Genomic DNA, 19,516 nt, shown 5'->3' with positions numbered 1-19,516 from the left:
CAAAACTACCATGCCAGTTCACTGCGACCGTGCGGATACCGACAAGGTGGTTTCCGGTGACTGAAAAACGAGAATATACCGACGATTACCCCGAGAAGACGCTGTATCTACCCGGCCCGACCGAAGTGCGCGAGGACGTCATCGAGGCGATGGCCGAGCCGATGTTCGGCCACCGCATGGATCGGATGACCGACCTCTACACGACGATCGTCGAGGACACCAGGGAGTTCCTCGATACCGACCAGAACGTGATCGTGCTCACGGCCTCGGGCACGGAGTTCTGGGAGGCGACCACGCTGAATCTCGTCGAGGACCGCATGCTCGTCCCGACGTCAGGGTCGTTCAGCGAGCGCCAGGCCAACGTCGCCGAGCGCCTGGGCAAGGCCGTCGATCGTATCGAGTACGACTGGGGCAAGGCAGTCAAACCCGAGGACGTCCGTGAAGCCCTCGAAGCGAGCGACGAGGGCTACGACGCCGTCGGCATGGTGATGAACGAGACCTCGACCGGCGTGCGCAACCCTGTCGAGGAAGTCGGTGACCTGCTGGGCGAGTATCCCGACACGTACTTCGTCGTCGACGCGATCTCCTGTCTGGGCGGCGATTACGTCGTTCCCGAGGAGCACAACATCGACGCGCTGTTCACCTCCTCTCAGAAGGCCTTCGCCATGCCGCCGGGACTCGCGATCACGACCGTCAGCGAGGACGCCTACGAGCGCGAGCTCGCGAAGGATTCAGCGTCGTGGTACGGCGGCTTCCAGCGGTGTCTGGACTACTACGACCGGAAGGGCCAGACCCACTCGACGCCCGCCATCCCGCTTATGCTGGCCTACCGCAAGCAGATGAAACACATGCTCGATGAAGGCCACAAGGCCCGTGACCAGCGCCACCGGGAGATGGCCGAGTACACCCGCGAGTGGGCCCGCGAGCACTTCGGCCTCTACGCCGAGGAGGGCTATCGCTCCCAGACGGTCACGGCCGTCCAGAACACCCAGGGCATCGACGTCGCCGCGACCATCGAGGACGTCTCCGAGGGGTACGACCTGGTCTTCTCGAACGGCTACGGGTCGATCGGCGAGGAGACGTTCCGCATCGGCCATATGGGCGAACACACCGTCGAGAGCGTCAAGGAACTGACCGACGCCATCGAGGACGTTGCCGGACTGTAGGCCGATAGACGGAGTTTCTAGCCGAATTTTATATGCGCAGAGTACGAATACACAGATACACAGATGTCCAGCAAGACGATCAGCCTCAAGGAAGAAACCTACGAGCGATTGCGGAGGGCCAAAGGCGAGGGCGAGAGTTTCAGCGACGTCATCGATCGGCTCCTCGGGGACGACGAGCATCCGCTGTACGGGCTCGTCGGGTTGCTTGCGGAAGACGAGGCCGACCGACTGCGGGAGCGCTCGCGAGCGTTTCGTGAAGACGTGGACTCACGGATGGACTCCGAAGGTCGGGCCGAACAGTGATTCTCGACGCCTGTTTTTTGATTGATCTGCTTGAGGGCGACGACGCCGCCGTCGCCAAGCTCGATGAGATCAGCGACGGCCTTCTGGTCGTCCCGACGCTCGTCTATACTGAAGTAGCCGTCGGCATCGACCCGGAGACGGCGGCCGGCGAACGATTCGAAGAGATCATGGACGGGATTCCGCTCGCCCCCTACGACGGGGAGGCCACACGCCACGCCGTCGACGTGCAGCGAGACCTGCAGTCGCGAGGCGAACGCATCGGTGCCGTCGATGCGATGATTGCCGGGATCGCACTCGCCCGCGGCGAACCGATCGTCACGCGAAACGCGGGCGAGTTCGCACGGACGCCGGTGCGCGTGAGTCCCTACTGATTGCACGTATCGTAGCCTTCTTTCTCTCGGCGACCGCGTACTCGGGCATGCCAGACGCCGAGCCGCCGGACAACCCCTACGTCGAGGATCCACCGACTGACTTCGAGCCAGTCGAAGACCTCGATCCCGAACGCGCCCGCGAGCAGGCCGAACAACTACGCGAGGCCATCCGCTATCACGACTATCGCTACTACGCCGCAAACGACCCCGTCGTCGGCGATCGGACCTACGACGCGCTCTTCGCTCGCCTGCACGATCTCGAAGACGCCTTCGACCTCGATCGCGAGGACAGTCCGACACAGCGCGTCGGCGGCGAACCCCTCGACGAACTGGCGACTGTCGAGCACGTCGCGCCGATGCGCTCGATCGAACAGAGTGGCGACGCTGAGGACGTGCGGGCCTTCGACGAACGCGTCCGCCGAGAACTGGTCGACGCGGGCTACGACGGCTCCGTCGAGTATCACTGCGAGCCCAAGTTCGACGGGCTCTCGATCGAGGTCGTCTACGAGGACGGCATCTACCAGCGGGCCGCGACCCGCGGCGACGGCGAGGAAGGCGACGACGTCACCGAGAACGTCCGGACGATCGGGGCCGTTCCCGAACGCCTCCGCGGGGGCTACCCCGACTACCTGGCCGTGCGAGGCGAGGTCTACATGCCGCGGGCGGCGTTCAACGAGTACAACCGCGAGCGCGTCGAACGCGGCGACGAGCCGTTCGCCAACCCGAGAAACGCCGCCGCGGGGACGCTCAGACAGCTCGATCCCTCGGTCACCGCCGAGCGCCCGCTGTCGATCTTCTTTTTCGGCGTGCTGGACGCGAGCACCCAGTTCGACTCCCAGTCGGAGCTGTACGAGCGATTCCCCGAGTGGGGCCTTCGCGTCTCTGATCGGGTCGAACGTGTCGAGGACATCGGGGCGGCGATCGAGTACCGCGATCGGATGCTCGAGGTCCGGGACGACCTCGACTACGAGATCGACGGCACCGTCATCAAGGTCGACGACCGCGCGGCCTGCGAGCTGCTGGGGTCGACCTCGCGATCGCCGCGGTGGGCCTTCGCCTACAAGTTCCCGGCCCGCAAGGAGACAACCCGGGTCCGCGATATCGTCGTCCAGGTCGGCCGCACCGGACGGTTGACTCCCGTCGCGCTGCTCGATCCCGTCGAGGTCGGCGGCGTCACTGTCTCGCGGGCGACGCTGCACAACCCCGCGGAGATCGACCGTCTCGGCGTCGACGTCAGCGACGAGGTCCGGGTCCAGCGGGCTGGCGACGTCATCCCGCAGGTCGTCGAAGTGACCGACAAGCGGGCCGAGGGGACCTTCGAATTCCCCGATCGGTGTCCGGTCTGTGGGGCACCCGTCGAGCGCGACGGGCCGATGGCGTTCTGTCCGGGCGGGTTCACCTGCGATGCACAGCTCGAACGAGCCATCGTCCACTACGCCTCCCGCGACGGGCTGGACATCGAGGGACTGGGTGAGTCCGGTGTCGAACAGTTGCTCGAAACCGGCCTCGTCGAGTCGCTTCCGGACCTCTACGAACTGAACGCCGAGTCGCTCGCGGACCTCGACGGCTGGGGGGAAACGAGCGCGGAGAACCTCCTCGCGGAACTGGAGGCCAGCCGCGAACCGCCGCTCGCGGATTTCCTCGCGGGGCTGTCGATTCCCGACGTCGGATCGACGACGGCTGCGGCGCTGGCCCGCAAGTTCGGCACGTTCGAGGCGTTCCGCGAGGTCGCCGAGGCTGGCGATACGGAGCGCCTGCAAGCAGTCGAAGACGTCGGCCCCGAGGTCGCCGACAGCATCGTCACGTTCTTCGGGCGCGATCGAACCCAGGAGACGCTGGATCGGCTGCTCGAACACGTCTCCCCGCAGGAAGCCGACACCGTCGGTGGCGACGAACTCGACGGGCTGACGTTCGTGTTCACAGGTTCTCTCGAAACGTACACACGCAGCGAAGCCCAGGACCTCGTCGAGACCCGCGGCGGAAACGCCACGGGAAGCGTTTCGGGCAACACCGACTATCTCGTCGTCGGCGACAGCCCCGGACAGCGAAAGCGCGAGGACGCCGATGCCGAAGGGGTGCCGGTCCTCAACGAGGAAGCGTTCGAGGAACTGCTCGAAGAGCGCGGCGTACTATAAGTCGGCTGTCCGGAGTTTCAGATAGCCCAGCGTCACCGGCAGAACGATCCACGCGAGCACGATTATTGCTCCGAACCACGGTTCGGCGTAGTAGGGCTCGCCATCAGGGAGACCGGGAGCGTACGCCACGAGCGCGACGGTCAGGTCGGGTTCGACGCCGGCGATCACGTTCCGGACGGCGGCAATCGGCTGGATCTGCCGCCAGACCATCGCCCAGGTCGGGGACGGTCCCGACGGGAACGAGAAGCCGTTGAGCACGTACCGGACGGCGACCGGCACACCTTCCCACAGCCGGAACAGGAAGACGATGAACAGGCCGAACGCGCCGGCGGCCGCGCGAGTCGTGTTGACTGATCCCGCCGAGAGCCCGATCGAGAGACTAACGAACACGGCCATTAGTCCGGCAGCGAAGACGACCGCAGCGAGCAGCGCGCTGGCGGAGACGGGAGCGCCGAGCGCGGCCGCCAGCACGCCTGCGATGGCGATCGAAGTGGTCGTCATCGCGACCACCAGCGCCAGCCGCCCGAGGAAGGTTCCGTAGACGACCTCCGTCCGCGAGAACGGGAGACTGAGCAACACCCGGAGCTCGCCCGAGGCGCGCTTGCCGACGATCTGGTTGTACGACATTGAGATCGCCGCGACCGATCCGAGAAACGCCATCGCCCCCAGTCCGATCCGCGGCACGTCCACGCCACGCGCGGTATCGGGGTTCGAACCGGCGAGATATCCGATCCCGAGCCCGACCAGCAGGAACAGCGCCCCGAGAGCGTACAGCTGTCGGTCCCGGATCGCGTCCGTGAAGTCCTTCCGCGCGATCTGGAGGAGACGGTTCATCAGTTCTCACCTCCCGTGTAGGAGACGAACAGGTCTTCAAGGGAGGCCTCGCTCGTCTCGACATCTTCGACGATCCCGGCCCCGTAACAGTCGCTGACGACCGCGCCCTTGGCGGCGTTCTCACAGCCGACAACGAGCGTCGTCCCCTCGACAGCGACGCTTGTGACGCCGTCCCGCTTCTGGACCGTCTCGATCAATCCGTCGGGAATCGACGCCATAGCTACCCGGATCTGTCCGGTCGCGCCGGCGGTCTCGCGGAGCCCGTCGATCGTGTCGACGGCGACCAGATGCCCCTGGTTGAGGATCCCGACCCGGTCGCAGACGGCTTCGACCTGTTCGAGGATGTGGCTGGAGAAAAACACCGTCGTGTCCCGCTCGGCCTCGGCCTGCACGATCTGGCGCATCCGCCGTGCGCCGTTGGGATCGAGGCCGGTCGTCGGCTCGTCCAGCACAAGCAGGTCGGGATCGCCGGCCAGCGCCATCCCGAGCATCAGTCGCTGTTTCATCCCCTTCGAGTAGTCTTCGACCCGTCGGTCCGCTGCCCCGGCGATCCCGACGCGGTCGAGAATAGCCTGGGGATCACCGTCGGCGCGTTTCGCCTGTAGTGCGAACTCGACGTGTTTGTGCCCGGTCATCCGGCCGAGCGGCCCGTAGCCTTCCGGGAGCACGCCCGTCCGCTCGCGGACGGGGATGGACTCGTCCTGTACGTCCATCCCGAACACGCGTGCCGATCCGGCGGTGGGACGGACGTGGTTGAGCAGGATGTCGATCGTCGTGGACTTCCCTGCACCGTTCGGGCCGAGAAAGCCGAACACTTCGCCTTCCTCGACCGTGAGATCGAGGTTCTGGAGGGCTGTGACGCTACCGAACTGCTTGGATAGGTCACTGATTTCGATCGCGGCCATACAACCGCGTTCAGCGGGGTGGGTAAAGTAAGTACCCTTACAGATCCGCGTTTTTGAACCGCCAGTAGCCAATCGCGACCGGGACGACGATCCACAGCAGGAGTATCACTGCTGCGGTCCACGGGCTCGCGTAGACCGCGTCAATGTCGCCGGCGTTAGCCGATAGGGGCCATTCGGTCATCGCGGACAGCGACGCGTTTAGCAGCTCGTTGAACGCAGCGTTCGGCATTATCGTCTGTGGAATGTACAACCAGTCCGGGTCTCCGGAAAGATCCAGCAGGAGGGTCACCAGGGCGATGATGACACTCCAGAAGAACTGGAGCACGATCAACGCGACGGACCCCGCGACCGCAAGCGAGGACGATCGCGTAATCGCCGAGACGCCGACGAATATGCTCACGTACAACGCGATGTAGACGAGAATCGCGACGAGGAATCCGGCCGCGACAGCGAGGAAATCGACCGACGTCAGGACTGAGCCGCCGAGCAACGCCGCACCGAGGCCGAGTCCGAGAACCAGCGACCCGATTGCCGGCACCGCAATGACGCCTGCTCGTCCGACGATTTTGCCGAGGATGACATCACTGCGCGTGTGCGGGAGCGATAGCAGTAATTTCAGGCTACCTTGCTCCCACTCGCCGACGATCGATTTGTGACAGATGATCGCGCTGATGAACATGATGAAGATGGTGATCGGACTCTGGACGAAAAACACCAGCCCGATACCTGCTTCGGAGGCGGGAACGCTCGCGGCGAGTTCGTCAGTGAAGTAGCCGTACGCCCCGCCGATACCGATCGAGAGGAGACCGAAGACGATAGCCAGCGCCCAGAACATCCGCGATCGGATCGCATCACGGAAGTCCTTGCGCGCGACCGCGATCCAGCTCATCGTTCACCTCCCGTGTACGCCATGAACAGCTCCTCGAGCGAGGCTTCCTCCGTTTCGAAGTCCGAGACGCTCGCACCGTTGTCTTCCAGTGTCGTCACGACGTTCATCTTCGCGCCGTCCTCGACCGAGGCGGTCAACAGGCCGTCGCTGAACGAGACGTTCGAGACACCCGATAGCGACTGTACCGCACCGACCGCTTCGTCGGTGACGCCGTCAGCTGTCACCCGAAGCGTCGCCTGCGTGCCCGCCGCATCGCGCAGGCCATCGACCGTGTCGACGGCGACGAGTTCGCCCTCGCGGAGGATCCCGACGCGGTCACAGACGGCCTCGACCTGGCTGAGGATGTGACTGGAGAAAAACACCGTCGTCCCGCGGTCGGACTCCTCGTTGACGATCTGTCGAACGTCCTGGACGCCTGAAGGGTCGAGCCCGGTCGAGGGCTCGTCGAGTATCAACAGGTCGGGATCGCCGACCAGTGCCATCCCGAGCGTCAGGCGCTGTTTCATCCCCTTCGAGAAATCGCCCGCCTTCCGGTCGACGGCGTCTCCCAGTCCGACGCGTTCGAGGACCGCAACCGGGTCGTCGTCGACCGCTTTGGACTCGGCGACGAACTCGACGTGATGGCGAGCCGTCAGCCGGTCGTAGACCTTGTATCCTTCCGGCAGGACCCCAGTTCGGCGACGTACCTCCTGGGAATCCGCCTGGGCATCGAACCCCAACACGCTGGCCGTGCCCGACGTCGGGCGGACGAAATCCAGCAGGATGTTGATCGTCGTTGATTTGCCTGCACCGTTCGGGCCGAGAAAGCCGAACACTTCCCCCTTGTTCACCCGCAAATCGACACCACGGAGGGCCATCACGGACCCACCGTACTGCTTCGTGAGTCCGTTTAATTCAATCGCTGCCATAGACAGGTGATTCGCCTCGGGGGAAATATAAAAAAGATAGGATATCGGATCGAATTGACGCCGACCGATCGCGATTGATTCCATCACTATCTATAAAAAGAACAGCGCGAGTACCAGGGGCCACCGTGCCCGTGGGTGAAGCGCGTCACCCCGTTACCCAAATGATTATTACAGTAGCAACCATACTTGGTTGTAACGGTCAGAAAACAACCCTCAAAGTATGGAGTTGACAACCTCAATTCCTTCGCTGGCCGTGTCGAGGTTTGGAAATGCGACTCCTCTCAAAACCCGCGTCTTTGGCGTGGTGAGACGGGAGTTGTCGGGTCGTGGTGGAGCGACCGACCTCCACGGACACCCTTCGTGGTGTTCGGGTGTTAATCCGGAGCCGACCCTTGATTGGGAAGGTCGGAGGGAATTAAATTCGCCTGCTGGTGCAGTGCGGCCCTAAACGGCGAAGCCCCGCGCCACCGTGCGCGGGGTACTTCACCGTTCCACTCCACCGGAGTTCGCCGTCGCTGGCGTGTTCGCCATGGTCGGGATCGTCGGGATGGCGGCCTTCGCCGTCGTCTTGCACCTCATCTCGCTCGTATACACGTGACCGTATCCAACCGCTCGTCGGTCAAATAGCTCTTTGAGCTACGGCAATCGGATTATGAGCGGGTCTCGTACGGCCGGATATGTCGATACAGCGGCTACTCCCCTCTCGCGTCGATCCCACGCCGCCGGACGATCCGGACGTGTTCGCGCTCGATGAGGACGACGCCTCGGACGCACTCGACGCGCTCTCTGCCGGCACCGCTCGCCAGATCCTCTCACAGCTCTACGAACGCCCCCATTCGCCGACCGAGTTACGCGAAGCGGTCGGGACCTCATTACAGAACGTCCACTACCATCTCGACAGCCTCGAATCCGCGGGCCTGATCCGGCAAGTCGGAACACGCCACTCCGAGAAGGGAAACGAAATGGCCGTCTACGGACCGGCCAGCGAGGCCGTCGTCTTCGTCGCTGGCGAGAGCGAGTCGCGCATCAAGCGCGCATTCTCCCGGATACTCGGTGCGGCGGCGCTTCTCGCCGGCGGGAGTCTCGCGTTCGGTGCGGCCGTCGAACGATGGCTCGCGCCCGAACCGGAGTCCCCTGAGCCGTCCGGGCCGGGGATCATGTCCGAATCACCCCGGACTACGACGGAGGTCATCAACGCGATCGACCCGACGCTCGCGTTTTTCCTTGGTGGTCTGTTCACGCTGGTGCTGGTCGTCGGCTGGTGGATACTCCGATCGCGGTAGCTATTCATCACGTTCGATCCGGATGGAACGCCGTCCCGTCCGTGTGTTGGCGAGCGAAATGACAAACCGTATGCCACTCCAATTTGAACGGCTACACGTATGGACGTACAGTCCGTTTCCGAACTCGATCCGGCGAAGCGACGCGCCCTGTTCGAACGCGATGCGGGGCTCGAAGAGATCCGCGATGACGTCGCGGAGATCGTCCATCGCGTCCGTAACGAGGGCGACGTCGCACTCCGGGAGTACTGTCGGAAGTTCGACGACGTCGAGGTGGGCAACTTCGACATCACGGACGATGCCGAGCGGGCCTACGAGTCAATCGACGACGACGTCCGCGAGGCCATCGAGACTGCCGCCGACAACATCCGGGAGTTCCACCAGCGCCAGGTCCCCGAGGACTGGTCCTACGAGACCGAGGGTCGCGAACTCGGCCGTCGGTTCTACCCGCTCGATAGTGCGGGCGTCTACGCACCGGGCGGCACGGCGGCGTACCCTTCGAGCGCACTCATGGGGATCGTCCCGGCGAAGGCGGCCGGCGTCGAACACGTCGTCGCCGTGACGCCGCCGGCCGACCAGATCAACCCGGTCACGCTCGCGGCGATTCACGCCGGTGGAGCCGACGCGGTCTACCAGATCGGTGGTGCACAGGCGATCAGTGCGATGGCGTACGGCACCGAGTCGATCGATAGCGTCGACGTCATCGTCGGCCCCGGAAATCGATGGGTGACGGCTGCCAAAGCCGAGGTCCGCGGCGACGTAAAAATCGACATGCTCGCCGGTCCGAGCGAGGTACTCGCGCTCGCCGACGACAGTGCGGATTCGGAGCGGCTGGCCGCCGAGACGATCGCACAGGCCGAACACGATCCACACGCTGCCGTCGTGGCCGTCACTGACGATCCGGAGCTCGCCGACGCCGTTCTCGAAGAGATCGAGGACCAGGTCAGCGAGCGCGAGCGCGAAGACATCATCCGGGAAGCCCTGGACAACGAGGCCAGCGGCGTGTTCGTCGCTCGGTCGATGAGCGAGGCGGCGCTGTTCGCCGATCAGTTCGCGCCCGAGCACATCTACATCGAAGCCGAGGACGAGGACGCGTTGCTCGATCGGATCGAAAACTACGGGAGCGCCTTCCTCGGGGCACACTCCCCGGTTGCGGCTGGCGATTACGCCAGCGGAACCAACCACGTCCTCCCGACCGACGCGCAGGCCCGAATCGCCAGCGGCCTGTCGGTCGATACGTTCGTTCGATCGGCGACTGTCCAGCGACTCTCCGAAGACGGACTGTCCGAGTTACGGGGGACGATCACCACGCTCGCCGATCGTGAAGGGCTGGAGGCCCACGCCCACAGCGTCGACGTTCGCTTCGAAGACGATTGAAATTCGCGACTGCGCTACCCTTCCAATTCGAACGCGACGACGGCCTCGGCCTGATACTCACGGTCCTCGGCCGTCGCGAGTTCGACCCCGAACTCCTCGACTTCGACCCACTGGATGTTTTCGAGGGTCGCCTCGGCGCGTTCGATCGCGTCGTCGACTGCGTCCTCGAAGCTCTCTGTGCTCGTCCCGATCAGCGTGATTTTCTTGAACACCATTGTAGTCACCTGCTAGCACGGCCCTAGCGGACCGTGTGCAGTCCCCAAATTATCCTGGTAAACCGATATAGTTAACGACCGCTACAGTCTTGCCGTCGGAACTCCGAGGTGCGGATATGCGGTACGAAGACCAGGGTTTGCGCGAGCCGCGCGACGAGCCGTGGGTCAGCGCGGGTCCGGGTGACGGGTCGTTGCCCCGTACTGAGGCAATCAAGGACGAACGCGTCCGTCGGTGGGACGTTGCGACGCCGAGCGCGACGCTGATCGGTCGGACACAGGGTTCTGAGGAGGCGTTCCCGGAACGGCTTCGACGGCTCCACGAGGAACGACACCCGGCGATGGCCGGTCACAGCGAACGCATGCATCAACTGGACAAGATCCGGATCGCTCACGCGATCTGTTCGCAACTCGATCTGACTCCCTGGGAGCGTGACCGCGTGCTCGGGCTGGTGGCCGAACTCGATCTGACGGCATTCGGCAGCCAGCGGGCCGTCCCGACCGTTACGCTGGTCGTCGTCAGTTACGTCGTCGACCGCGAGCGTCAGCGCCAGCTCGGCCTGCACGACGACGAACGCCTCGCCGGGCTATCCGCCGATAGCATGGAACGGCTGTACGAACTCTATGACCCGATCACCGACGACGAGCGCTACCGGCGCTTGCTCGACCGACAGGGGTTGACGACGACGAACGTCAACCGGCTCAAGCGTGTGCTCGAGACACAGATCGAAGAGCGAGACCTCGACGGGGCAGTACTCGGTCGGTCGCCGTTCCGGGATCCGACACTTCCAGTCGCGGCTGTCAGTCGGGATCGGTCCGGCGCGGATACACCTCAATCGGAGTAGCCGCCGCGCTCGTTCGCTACGCGGCTCTCGACGCAAAAATCCCGATAGATCGCTTCGGCTATTCGGATTCGAGCAGGTCCTGCGTGACAGCGACCAACTCGGAAATATCGGCCTCGATGAGCCGGTCGTCACCGAACTTCAGACGGAGACGCGGCCGCCCGACGTCGATCGGGACCTTCTCCGTATCGATCAGGCCCTGATCTTCCAGTTGCGTTTTCGTGCGTGAGAACGTCGCCTTACTCGCGAGGCCGATGTCCTCGCCCCACTTGCTGATGTCGTAGAGCAACTCGCCGTTCTTGGCAGCGACGAGGAGGCTGATCGTCACCTCGTCGAGCCCATCCCCGTTGCCACGGGCGGTTTCGAGCGAGTCCAGCACGGCGTCGAAATCGGCCCTGACGTCCTCTCCGATGTCCCGATCGAGCGTCTCCCGAACGCGGGAGATCGGCGGTGTCCGGAGCTTGAACCGCTTGGCGACTTCCCACTGGTCGGTGTAGTGTTCGTAGGCGTCGGTGACGAACGCGTCTTCGGTCGTCGTGAGGCCTGCAACCTGCGAACCGGCAGTCGCGAGCGAGACGACGAAATCGGTCGAAATCAGCAGTGAATTGACCGGCGGATCTTCGAGCACCCGCAGCGTGAGCGAATCCGACTCGATCAGGTCGGCTGCTGCACTCGCCACCAGGAAGTCGTCCATGACATCCTTGAGCGTCCGTTCTTCGGCGAGTACGTTGACTACCGGCACCTGCTCGAAGTCACCCATCGACGCAACGAGCGCACGCACCGTTTCGTGAGACGGATTGACGACAACGAGTTCTTCAGCGTCCGAAAGAGCTGTCTCGAGTATACTTTCGACGTCCGACTCGAGGAGGTTTTGGCTGACCATAACGTATTACTACATACTACCTCTGTGCATTTAATTGTATCGCTACGATTGGTTTTATTTCATTAGAATGTAAGGACAATGGCCCGAGAACCATGTAGTGTTACATTCCACCCCCTCTTTAATGCCACGAAAGTAACCGCATGCAGCTGGTTTCGGTATGCGGCGTCGACGGCTTCCGTTCCATCGGGATAACAGTTTGTGTTCTTATATCTTGCCGGATATGATTTTACAATTGACATCATTCCGGTGGCGAATCCGACTGTCTGTTGTGCCTGGCCCGTGAGGAACCAGCCGACGTACCTGATCCGACGCCCCGCTGTGTCACTACCGGGAATCAACTCAATCTGCGCTTCGATAGACGAAGTAGCCACTCGTCGCGGTGAAACAAATGCCGGCCGCAGGCCCCCAGTTGGGGCGACAGTCGCGCAGCGCGGACGGGCATGCGAGTGGAGCCGGAGCGATCGGTCAGCCAGACGTATCACCCGGTCGGATTCCTCCTCAGAACCGGACGCCTCGCCCGCCGGTCGCCAGTATGCGTCCCACGCGAGAGATCACTCCCTCAGACGCGATCGACACTCTGGCGTATATTCTCTGACACGACTGTCGGTTTCCTGCTGCACTGTCGCGGCTGACGGTCGTACCTGAGTGTCGGCCGGCAGGCACACCTCACTGGTACGGTCGATCAGTCAGCCACGACGCGCGCGCAGTACTGTCACCCCCAGGCGACCATGCAGTTGATATCTATCGCATTCACTGCCTTATATTTACCGGTTGTATCGTGTAGAAACGATCGGGCTGTTCGGCCGGCCGGAACCAGACAGGTAGATTATTATCCGACTAGCCGCCAACCACGAACATGGATTACGACGCGGTACGAGCGATCGATCCGGAAGTTGCAGCGGCTCTCTCCGGTGAAGTAGAGCGGCAAAACGACACGCTGGCGATGATCGCCAGCGAGAACCACGTCAGCAAGGCTGTGCTCGAGGCCCAGAGCTCCGTGCTGACGAACAAATACGCGGAGGGGTATCCCGGCGAACGGTACTACGGTGGCTGTGAGTACGCCGACGAGATCGAACAGCTGGCGATCGAACGCGCTACGGAGCTATGGGGTGCCGACCACGTCAACGTCCAGCCTCACTCGGGCAGCCAGGCCAACATGGGCGTCTACCTGGCGATGCTCGAACCCGGCGACAAGATCCTCTCGCTGGATCTCACCCACGGCGGTCATCTCTCGCACGGTCATCCCGCGAACTTCGCCGGCCAGGTCTACGAGGTCGAACAGTACGAAGTCGACGCCGAGACGGGCTACCTCGACTACGAGGGGCTCCGTGAGCACGCCGAGGCGTTCGACCCGGACATCATCGTCTCGGGCTACTCCGCGTACCCCCGAGAGATCGACTTCGAGCGCATTCAGTCGGCGGCCGACGCCGTCGATGCGTATCACCTCGCCGATATCGCACACATCACCGGGCTGGTCGCAGCTGGCGTGCACGAATCGCCCGTCGGCGTCGCCGACTTCGTCACCGGTTCGACCCATAAGACGATTCGGTCGGGTCGCGGTGGTATCATCATGTGTGACGAGGAGTACGCCGACGACATCGACTCGGCGGTGTTCCCCGGCAGTCAGGGCGGCCCCCTGATGCACAACGTCGCCGGCAAGGCCGTCGGTTTCAAGGAAGCACTGGAGCCCGCGTTCGAGGAGTACGCCGAACAGACGGTCGCGAACGCGCGGGCGCTGGCCGATCAACTCCGGGACCACGGGCTCGAACTGGTCTCGGGCGGCACCGACAACCACCTCGTGTTGATCGATCTGCGTCCCTCACACCCGGACACGACCGGCAAAGACGTCGAGGAAGCCCTCGAAGAGGCAGGGATCGTGCTCAACGCCAACACCGTCCCGGGCGAGACGCGCTCGGCGTTCAACCCCTCCGGCATCCGCGCCGGGACGCCTGCACTGACGACCCGCGGTTTCGACGAGGACGCTATCCGGGAAGTCGCAGACTTGATCTACGCAGTCGTCGATGCGCCCGACGACGAGGGCGTCATCGCCGACGTCAGCGACCGGGTGACGGCACTCACTGACGAGTTCCCGCTGTACGACGACGAAGAACCGCTTTACGAGTGATAGCCGTCCGACAGTGAAAGGAGTCACCGATGGGATCCGCTACGGTCACGCGCACGGTCGAAGCCCCGCCTGACGCAGTTCGGGACGTCCTCGGAGAGCTCGAACCGTTCATGCGGGCTTCCGGGTTCGACGAGGTCGACATCGACGGCGATCGAATCGAGATCTCGAAGGCCCTCGGTTTGTTGCGGATCTCGCTGACGCTTCGAGTCTACGAGGAAGACGATACGGCGCTGGCCTACGAGCAGACTGACGGGATCTTCGAATCGATGGTGACGACGTATGAACTGTCCGAACAGGATAGTCACACGGCGGTCACTGCCCGGACGGAGTTCGCGCTCGACGCGCCCGGCGGCTCGATTCTCGACGGGACGATCGTTCGGCGCCAGCGCCGAAAGGAGCTTGAGGCCCAGCTCGACTTCCTGGAAAGACGGGTCTCGTAGTGGAAGCGACGGGGCCCGTAACTGAAACGACGGGGCCGTTACATCGAGGGGGCGACGAGCGGGCTGGATTCGAGTTCCTCGATGATGGCCTCGCGGTCGCTCTCGACGGAGTCGACCGGCTTGATGTCGAACTCCTCGACGAGCAGTTCGACGACGTTCTCCGAGAGGAACGCCGGCAGCGTCGGGCCGAGTCGGATCCCCTCGACGCCCTGGCTGAGAAGCGCCAGAAGCACTGTCACGGCCTTTTGCTCGTACCAGGCGATGTCGTAGGCGATCGGCAGGTCGTTGATGTCTTCGACGCCCAGCGCCGCCTGCAGCTCCATCGCGATCTTCAACAGTGAGTACGAATCGTTGCACTGTCCGGCGTCGAGGACGCGCGGGATCCCACCGATGTCGCCCAGGTCGAGCTTGTTGTACCGGTACTTCGCACAGCCGGCGGTCAGAATGATCACGTCGTCGGGCAGGGACTCGGCCATTTCGGTGTAGTACTCCCGTTCGGGATGGCGGCCGTCACAGCCGCCCATGACGACGAATCCGCGGATGTCGCCGGCCTGGATGGCTTCGATGATATCATCCGCCCGGTCGAGCACGGCGTTGTGTGCGAACCCGTTCGGCACCGTCCCGGTCTCGATCTCCTCGGGCGGTTCGGTCTCCTTGGCGTGTTCGATGAGCGCCGAGAAGTCCTTCTGGCCGCCGTCCGCGCGGTCCTCGACGTGGGGTAACCCGGGGAACCGGACGACGCCGGTCGTGTAGGTCCGGCCGGCGTAGGAGTCGTTTGGCGGGACCAGGCAGTTGGTCGTCATCAGCACGGGGCCGTTGAACGCCTCGAACTCCTCGTGTTGTTGCCACCAGGCGTTGCCGTAGTTGCCGACGAAGTGGTCGTACTCCTCGAAGGCGGGGTAGGCGTGCGCCGGGAGCATCTCACCGTGGGTGTAGACGTCGACGCCTTCGCCTTCAGTCTGTTCGAGGAGCTCTTCGAGGTCCTTGAGGTCGTGGCCGCTGACCAGAATCGCCGGTCGGTCCCGCACCCCGATGTCGACCTCGGTCGGCTCGGGGTGGCCGTACGTACTGGTGTGGGCCTCGTCCAGCGTCGCCATGACTTCGGTTCCGACCTCCCCGGCCTCGAGTACCAGACCGATGAGGTCGTCGACGCTCAGCTCGTCGTCGAGCGTCGCGGCGAGCCCGCGCTGGACGAACGCGAACACCTCGTCTTTCTCCTCGCCCAGAACGTAGGCGTGGTCGGCATACGCGGCGATGCCCTTGATTCCGTAGGTAAGCAGCTCCCTGAGAGATTGGATGTCCTCGTTTTCGGTCGTCTGGACGCCGACCTCGGGGGCTTTCTCGTAGAAGGCCGCGCTCTCCGCTGCTTCCCAGGTCGCCGCCTCCGGGAGGGCAGCCTCGTCGATCGGCCCGACCTCGCGCTCGTAGCGCTCACGGAGGTCCCGACGACGTTCGAACCCCTCGCGGATCTGCTCTTCGAACCATTCGGGGTCGAAGTTGACGTTCGTGATCGTCGAGAACAGCCCCTCAGCGATGAACACACGGAGATCCTCGTCGACGATTCCCTCCGCGCGTGCCTCCTCGGCGAGATACGCGAGCCCTTTCAGTTCCCAGACGAACAGGTCCTGGATGTTCGATGTCTGGGCGTCCTTTCCGCAGACGCCGGTATCCGTACACGCCTCGTTGCTGAGCGTCTCCTGACACTGATCGCAGTACATACTCATGGGGGATCACCTGGTTGCGAGGACACGCACAACTCCCGATCCGGCCGGTGTGCCGTATCGATCTCGCGTCCTCGTCATACCTATGTCGATGATCGCCACCCACACGTATCTCCTCCCGAACTTGTTCGGATTCTGATAATTCTTCCATATTGTTCGTTATAGACATCGTCGACGGATGATCCTTATGATATTCGTTTCGACACGTTGCCGGAACAGTTTACTCGCAGTGGGTGCATTTACCGTCCATGGGTGACGAGACCAGACAGCGAGAGGCGCTGCTCGAAGCGATCGAGAACATCGCGGACCGGATCGACGAGGAAAAGACACATCTGACAGATCTGGACTCCGCGATCGGTGACGCCGACCACGGGGCGAACCTGAATCGCGGATTCAAGGCTGTCATGGAAAAGCTCGAGGGGATGGACGACGATGCCGACGTCCAGGAGATCGCCAAGACGGTCGGGATGACGCTCGTCTCCGAGGTCGGCGGAGCAGCCGGACCGCTGTACGGCGGTTCGGCGATGACCGCCAGCACGGAACTCGAAGACGGGATCACGGCCGAATCCTCGGTCGCGTTCGCCGAGGCGTTCCTCGAAAAGTTGCAGGACCGCGGGGACGCCCGCGTCGGTGACAAGACGATGGTCGACGCGATCACGCCGGCGGTACACACCTACAAGAAGTCCATCGAACAGGACGACTTGCCGCCCCTGGAGGCGCTGGCGAAGGCCGTCGACGCGGCCGAGCGCGGCGTCGAGTTCACCGTTCCGCTCCGGGCGAGCAAGGGCCGCGCCTCCTTCCTCGGCTGGCGCTCAACCGGTCACCGGGATCCCGGTGCGACGAGTACGCTGTTCATGCTCGAGGAGATACTGGATACCGCGGACGACTACCTCGAAGGCGACACCGACGTCGACGCCACGTCGCCGACGATTCCCGACGCGGAACCGGACGAACCAGAGGGGGAGTGAGATGATCGGACTGCTGATCGTCTCTCACAGCGGACAGGCCGCCGCCGGGATCAGGGAGATCGCTCTCGAGATGGGCGGCGAAGAAGAGACCATCGCGGCCGTCGGCGGCGACCCTGACGGCGGCATCGGGACGTCTATCGACGACATACGGGAAGCGCTCGCGGACCTCCTGGAGGTGACCGACGGCGTCGTGATGCTCGTCGACCTCGGTAGCGCCGTAATGAACGCAGAGACGGCCATCGAGATGGTCGAGAGCGACGCGGTCGTCATCGCCGACGCCCCCGTCCTGGAGGGCGCACTCAACGCCGCGGCCAGCGCGACCAGTCCGAAAGCCACCGTCGAGTCCGTTCGCGAGTCCGCCGAGGACGCCGCTGACATCTCGAAGCTGTGACATCCTCCTCGCCGTAAACGGCGAGGCTTCCCCTGCATGGGGAATACCAGTCAGTCGTCGCTGGTAGAGGGTTCCGACTCTTGGAACGCCGTGAGCGTCATCTGCGAGGGTGTCTCGCTCGTCTCACGGTGAGTCGTGGCGGTGTCACTACCGCTCCCATCCCGAGGCGAGTCATCGCGTTCCGCCTTGTCAAGCGGGACGCTCTCTCCCCACGGGTCAACCCGTCGTGCGATATTCGCGGAAGCGTTGATGTCGGCCTGAAACGTCGAAACGTGGCAGTCGTCGTGCGGACACCGGAACTCGGCTTGTGAATCCCGCCGACCGATACGGTGGCACGAGTGGCACGTCTGCGAGGTGTACGCCGGATTCACGTACTCAACCGGGATGCCTGCTTCCGTCGCCTTGTCCTCGATGCGCCCTTGGAGTCGGGCGAACGCCCACGAGTGAAGGCGACGGTTCATGTACTTCCCGTAGTCGAGTCGTTCGCGGATGTACGTCAGATTCTCCATCACCAACACCGGGTTCTCGAACTGTCGGGCGTGCTCGACGGCTTCCCGAGACGCCTTCTCCACGATGTCGGTGAGCGCGTTCTGGTAGTGGTCGAACCGTTCGTCGGTACGCCACTCCGAAGCGTCACGCTCTTGGAGTCGTTTCAGGGTGGTGTGCATCTCTTTGCGGAGATGCTTCGCTCTGTTTCCGCTACGCACGAGCGGGTCAGTCGGAGAACCGTCCTTGAGGGCACAGCCCGTAATGAGGGCGGTTTCTCCGATGTCTAAGCCGATGTGCGTGGCGTCACCGTCCGTCGCTGGTTCTTCGACCGGGTACTCGACGGTGACGTGCAGTACCCAGTTCTTCCGATGCTGTTGAAGCCGTATCTCGCCCGCCTTCGCGTCCTCCGATACGAGGTCGTGCCAGAGGTCTTCCTGTTCGGGGTTGATGCGGAGCGGTATCCAGAAGTTCGTTCCCCGACCGGGACGGGGAACCCACCACGTGAACTCGTAGTCGCGTTCTTCGGAGTGGTCGAACTTGGCGGCTTGGTTGGTGAGCCGTATCGGGTGTTCGTCGTCCAACTCCTTGGCGTTGTACGTCTTACGGAGTTGCGGGACGTAGTTGCAGAGGGCGGCCTTCGCCTGATACGGGAGGTCGTAGGGCGTCACGATGTCGCTCACCGCCGACATGGTACTCGCCCCGGAGTCGAACGCCTCTTGCAGACCGTCACGGTAGGTTTCGAGCAGGTCGTTGAGTTTCGACTGCTTGTGCGCGGTGGGTGGCGCGAACGTCGCCTGCAACGTCTTCGTGACGGTCGTGGACATCGCTACTGTTCCTCCACGTACTCCATCAGCACGTCGATGCTCACCTGTCCGGTGGTGGCGAGGAAGTATCCCGGTTGCCAGAACGCGCTGTCGAGCGCCTGCAGAGTCTCGGGGTGCTCGTCCCGAATCTTGCGAGACGAGACGCCTTTGAGCGAGTTGATGAACTTGGTGAGGTTCGTGGTGGGCTTCGCCGTGAACAGGATGTGAACGTGGTCGGAACCGCCGTTGACGTTCTGGATGCTCACGCCGAAGTCCTCGGAGATGTCGCTGGCAATCTCACCGATGCGTTCGGCTATCTCGTCGGTGAGGATGTCCGCGCGGTACTTTGTGACGGTCACAAAGTGATATTGGAGCGCGTAGACCGTGTGCGACCCTTTTTCGAGGTTGTACTTCATTTGGCCGTACTGATTTCTGCATATCCAATTCTAATAAAGGTTTGCCGTCGTGGGGTAT

The 19,516-nt window shown here is 63.3% G+C and carries 21 protein-coding genes; 12 read left to right on the top strand and 9 right to left on the bottom strand.

Features of this window, described 5'->3' with window-relative positions; translation table 11 throughout:
* The first annotated feature begins 56 nt into the window (after positions 1 to 56).
* The 4 genes from HSEST_RS07450 to ligA all read left to right on the top strand — a co-directional run bounded on the left by HSEST_RS07450 (position 57) and on the right by ligA (position 3,975).
* Positions 57 to 1,166: a pyridoxal-phosphate-dependent aminotransferase family protein gene (locus HSEST_RS07450; RefSeq protein ID WP_229120283.1), complete on the top strand. Its 1,110-nt coding sequence runs from the start codon at positions 57 to 59 to the stop codon at positions 1,164 to 1,166.
* A 63-nt stretch (positions 1,167 to 1,229) separates the two neighbouring features.
* Entirely contained in the window at positions 1,230 to 1,469 is a 240-nt protein-coding gene (locus HSEST_RS07445; RefSeq protein ID WP_229120282.1) for an antitoxin VapB family protein, read from the top strand.
* A complete protein-coding gene (locus HSEST_RS07440; RefSeq protein WP_229120281.1) occupies positions 1,466 to 1,840 on the top strand; it encodes a type II toxin-antitoxin system VapC family toxin in 375 nt (124 codons plus the stop codon). Before HSEST_RS07445 ends, HSEST_RS07440 begins: the two co-directional genes overlap by 4 nt.
* Positions 1,841 to 1,887: 47 nt before the next feature.
* Positions 1,888 to 3,975, top strand: a complete 2,088-nt coding sequence (gene ligA / locus HSEST_RS07435) for an NAD-dependent DNA ligase LigA (protein WP_229120280.1) — start codon at positions 1,888 to 1,890, stop codon at positions 3,973 to 3,975.
* Here ligA and HSEST_RS07430 read toward each other — a convergent pair.
* Genes HSEST_RS07430 through HSEST_RS07415 form a run of 4 tightly spaced genes read right to left on the bottom strand, consistent with a single transcriptional unit; the run spans position 3,970 to position 7,511 of the window.
* Positions 3,970 to 4,809 (bottom strand): ABC transporter permease subunit, encoded by an 840-nt coding sequence (locus tag HSEST_RS07430; RefSeq protein ID WP_229120279.1) that lies wholly within the window; start codon positions 4,807 to 4,809, stop codon positions 3,970 to 3,972. The genes ligA and HSEST_RS07430 overlap by 6 nt on opposite strands.
* Entirely contained in the window at positions 4,809 to 5,714 is a 906-nt protein-coding gene (locus HSEST_RS07425) for an ABC transporter ATP-binding protein (protein WP_229120278.1), read from the bottom strand. Before HSEST_RS07425 ends, HSEST_RS07430 begins: the two co-directional genes overlap by 1 nt.
* A 37-nt stretch (positions 5,715 to 5,751) precedes the next feature.
* Positions 5,752 to 6,603 (bottom strand): ABC transporter permease subunit, encoded by an 852-nt coding sequence (locus HSEST_RS07420; protein ID WP_229120277.1) that lies wholly within the window; start codon positions 6,601 to 6,603, stop codon positions 5,752 to 5,754.
* The gene (locus HSEST_RS07415; protein WP_229120276.1) at positions 6,600 to 7,511 is read right to left on the bottom strand and encodes an ABC transporter ATP-binding protein; all 912 of its coding nucleotides are present in this window, start codon (positions 7,509 to 7,511) and stop codon (positions 6,600 to 6,602) included. Before HSEST_RS07415 ends, HSEST_RS07420 begins: the two co-directional genes overlap by 4 nt.
* A gap of 469 nt (positions 7,512 to 7,980) precedes the next feature.
* Here HSEST_RS07415 and HSEST_RS14535 point away from each other — a divergent pair, with 469 nt between their 5' ends.
* From HSEST_RS14535 to hisD, 3 genes are all read left to right on the top strand, one after another.
* A complete protein-coding gene (locus tag HSEST_RS14535; protein WP_267491850.1) occupies positions 7,981 to 8,109 on the top strand; it encodes a hypothetical protein in 129 nt (42 codons plus the stop codon).
* A 79-nt stretch (positions 8,110 to 8,188) separates the two neighbouring features.
* The gene (locus HSEST_RS07410; RefSeq protein WP_229120275.1) at positions 8,189 to 8,794 is read left to right on the top strand and encodes an ArsR/SmtB family transcription factor; all 606 of its coding nucleotides are present in this window, start codon (positions 8,189 to 8,191) and stop codon (positions 8,792 to 8,794) included.
* 99 nt (positions 8,795 to 8,893) lie between these two features.
* A complete protein-coding gene (hisD, locus tag HSEST_RS07405; protein WP_229120274.1) occupies positions 8,894 to 10,168 on the top strand; it encodes a histidinol dehydrogenase in 1,275 nt (424 codons plus the stop codon).
* A gap of 14 nt (positions 10,169 to 10,182) precedes the next feature.
* On the opposite strand, the gene HSEST_RS07400 is transcribed toward hisD, so the two are convergent.
* Positions 10,183 to 10,383 (bottom strand): dodecin, encoded by a 201-nt coding sequence (locus tag HSEST_RS07400; protein WP_229120273.1) that lies wholly within the window; start codon positions 10,381 to 10,383, stop codon positions 10,183 to 10,185.
* Positions 10,384 to 10,499: 116 nt separating this feature from the next.
* Here HSEST_RS07400 and HSEST_RS07395 point away from each other — a divergent pair, with 116 nt between their 5' ends.
* A complete protein-coding gene (locus HSEST_RS07395; protein WP_229120272.1) occupies positions 10,500 to 11,225 on the top strand; it encodes a DNA-directed RNA polymerase subunit epsilon in 726 nt (241 codons plus the stop codon).
* Between the two features lie 58 nt (positions 11,226 to 11,283).
* Here HSEST_RS07395 and tbsP read toward each other — a convergent pair whose 3' ends face one another.
* Complete coding sequence (gene tbsP / locus HSEST_RS07390; RefSeq protein ID WP_229120271.1) at positions 11,284 to 12,105, bottom strand: transcriptional regulator TbsP; 822 nt, start codon at positions 12,103 to 12,105, stop codon at positions 11,284 to 11,286.
* A gap of 856 nt (positions 12,106 to 12,961) precedes the next feature.
* Here tbsP and glyA point away from each other — a divergent pair.
* Together glyA and HSEST_RS07380 are read left to right on the top strand one after the other, a co-directional pair.
* Complete coding sequence (gene glyA, locus HSEST_RS07385) at positions 12,962 to 14,230, top strand: serine hydroxymethyltransferase (protein ID WP_229120270.1); 1,269 nt, start codon at positions 12,962 to 12,964, stop codon at positions 14,228 to 14,230.
* Between the two features lie 29 nt (positions 14,231 to 14,259).
* A complete protein-coding gene (locus tag HSEST_RS07380; protein ID WP_229120269.1) occupies positions 14,260 to 14,670 on the top strand; it encodes an SRPBCC family protein in 411 nt (136 codons plus the stop codon).
* 38 nt (positions 14,671 to 14,708) lie between these two features.
* On the opposite strand, the gene hcp is transcribed toward HSEST_RS07380, so the two are convergent.
* Positions 14,709 to 16,394 (bottom strand): hydroxylamine reductase, encoded by a 1,686-nt coding sequence (gene hcp, locus HSEST_RS07375; protein WP_229120268.1) that lies wholly within the window; start codon positions 16,392 to 16,394, stop codon positions 14,709 to 14,711.
* A gap of 245 nt (positions 16,395 to 16,639) precedes the next feature.
* Between hcp and dhaL the strand changes: the two genes are divergently transcribed.
* Together dhaL and dhaM are read left to right on the top strand one after the other, a co-directional pair.
* Complete coding sequence (dhaL, locus tag HSEST_RS07370; RefSeq protein WP_229120267.1) at positions 16,640 to 17,359, top strand: dihydroxyacetone kinase subunit DhaL; 720 nt, start codon at positions 16,640 to 16,642, stop codon at positions 17,357 to 17,359.
* Position 17,360: 1 nt separating this feature from the next.
* Positions 17,361 to 17,750 (top strand): dihydroxyacetone kinase phosphoryl donor subunit DhaM, encoded by a 390-nt coding sequence (gene dhaM / locus HSEST_RS07365; RefSeq protein ID WP_229120266.1) that lies wholly within the window; start codon positions 17,361 to 17,363, stop codon positions 17,748 to 17,750.
* Positions 17,751 to 17,800: 50 nt separating this feature from the next.
* Here the strand turns inward: dhaM and HSEST_RS07360 are convergent, their stop codons facing one another.
* A complete protein-coding gene (locus HSEST_RS07360; RefSeq protein WP_229120265.1) occupies positions 17,801 to 19,063 on the bottom strand; it encodes a transposase in 1,263 nt (420 codons plus the stop codon).
* Positions 19,064 to 19,065: 2 nt separating this feature from the next.
* Positions 19,066 to 19,458 (bottom strand): IS200/IS605 family transposase, encoded by a 393-nt coding sequence (tnpA, locus tag HSEST_RS07355; protein ID WP_229120264.1) that lies wholly within the window; start codon positions 19,456 to 19,458, stop codon positions 19,066 to 19,068.
* Positions 19,459 to 19,516 lie beyond the last annotated feature (58 nt).

Source organism: Halapricum desulfuricans, assembly GCF_017094465.1.
Taxonomy (GTDB): domain Archaea; phylum Halobacteriota; class Halobacteria; order Halobacteriales; family Haloarculaceae; genus Halapricum.
This window is presented reverse-complemented; position numbering and strand designations above follow the sequence as displayed.

Bases quoted from the DNA above. Each gene is read 5' to 3' on its own strand.
- HSEST_RS07445 (WP_229120282.1), top strand. From the start codon at position 1,230: ATGTCCAGCAAGACGATCAGCCTCAAGGAAGAAACCTACGAGCGATTG.
- ligA (WP_229120280.1), top strand. From the start codon at position 1,888: ATGCCAGACGCCGAGCCGCCGGACAACCCCTACGTCGAGGATCCACCG.
- HSEST_RS07430 (WP_229120279.1), bottom strand. From the start codon at position 4,809: ATGAACCGTCTCCTCCAGATCGCGCGGAAGGACTTCACGGACGCGATC.
- HSEST_RS07425 (WP_229120278.1), bottom strand. From the start codon at position 5,714: ATGGCCGCGATCGAAATCAGTGACCTATCCAAGCAGTTCGGTAGCGTC.
- HSEST_RS07420 (WP_229120277.1), bottom strand. From the start codon at position 6,603: ATGAGCTGGATCGCGGTCGCGCGCAAGGACTTCCGTGATGCGATCCGA.
- HSEST_RS07415 (WP_229120276.1), bottom strand. From the start codon at position 7,511: ATGGCAGCGATTGAATTAAACGGACTCACGAAGCAGTACGGTGGGTCC.
- HSEST_RS07410 (WP_229120275.1), top strand. From the start codon at position 8,189: ATGTCGATACAGCGGCTACTCCCCTCTCGCGTCGATCCCACGCCGCCG.
- hisD (WP_229120274.1), top strand. From the start codon at position 8,894: ATGGACGTACAGTCCGTTTCCGAACTCGATCCGGCGAAGCGACGCGCC.
- HSEST_RS07400 (WP_229120273.1), bottom strand. From the start codon at position 10,383: ATGGTGTTCAAGAAAATCACGCTGATCGGGACGAGCACAGAGAGCTTC.
- HSEST_RS07395 (WP_229120272.1), top strand. From the start codon at position 10,500: ATGCGGTACGAAGACCAGGGTTTGCGCGAGCCGCGCGACGAGCCGTGG.
- tbsP (WP_229120271.1), bottom strand. From the start codon at position 12,105: ATGGTCAGCCAAAACCTCCTCGAGTCGGACGTCGAAAGTATACTCGAG.
- glyA (WP_229120270.1), top strand. From the start codon at position 12,962: ATGGATTACGACGCGGTACGAGCGATCGATCCGGAAGTTGCAGCGGCT.
- HSEST_RS07380 (WP_229120269.1), top strand. From the start codon at position 14,260: ATGGGATCCGCTACGGTCACGCGCACGGTCGAAGCCCCGCCTGACGCA.
- hcp (WP_229120268.1), bottom strand. From the start codon at position 16,394: ATGAGTATGTACTGCGATCAGTGTCAGGAGACGCTCAGCAACGAGGCG.
- dhaL (WP_229120267.1), top strand. From the start codon at position 16,640: ATGGGTGACGAGACCAGACAGCGAGAGGCGCTGCTCGAAGCGATCGAG.
- dhaM (WP_229120266.1), top strand. From the start codon at position 17,361: ATGATCGGACTGCTGATCGTCTCTCACAGCGGACAGGCCGCCGCCGGG.
- HSEST_RS07360 (WP_229120265.1), bottom strand. From the start codon at position 19,063: ATGTCCACGACCGTCACGAAGACGTTGCAGGCGACGTTCGCGCCACCC.
- tnpA (WP_229120264.1), bottom strand. From the start codon at position 19,458: ATGAAGTACAACCTCGAAAAAGGGTCGCACACGGTCTACGCGCTCCAA.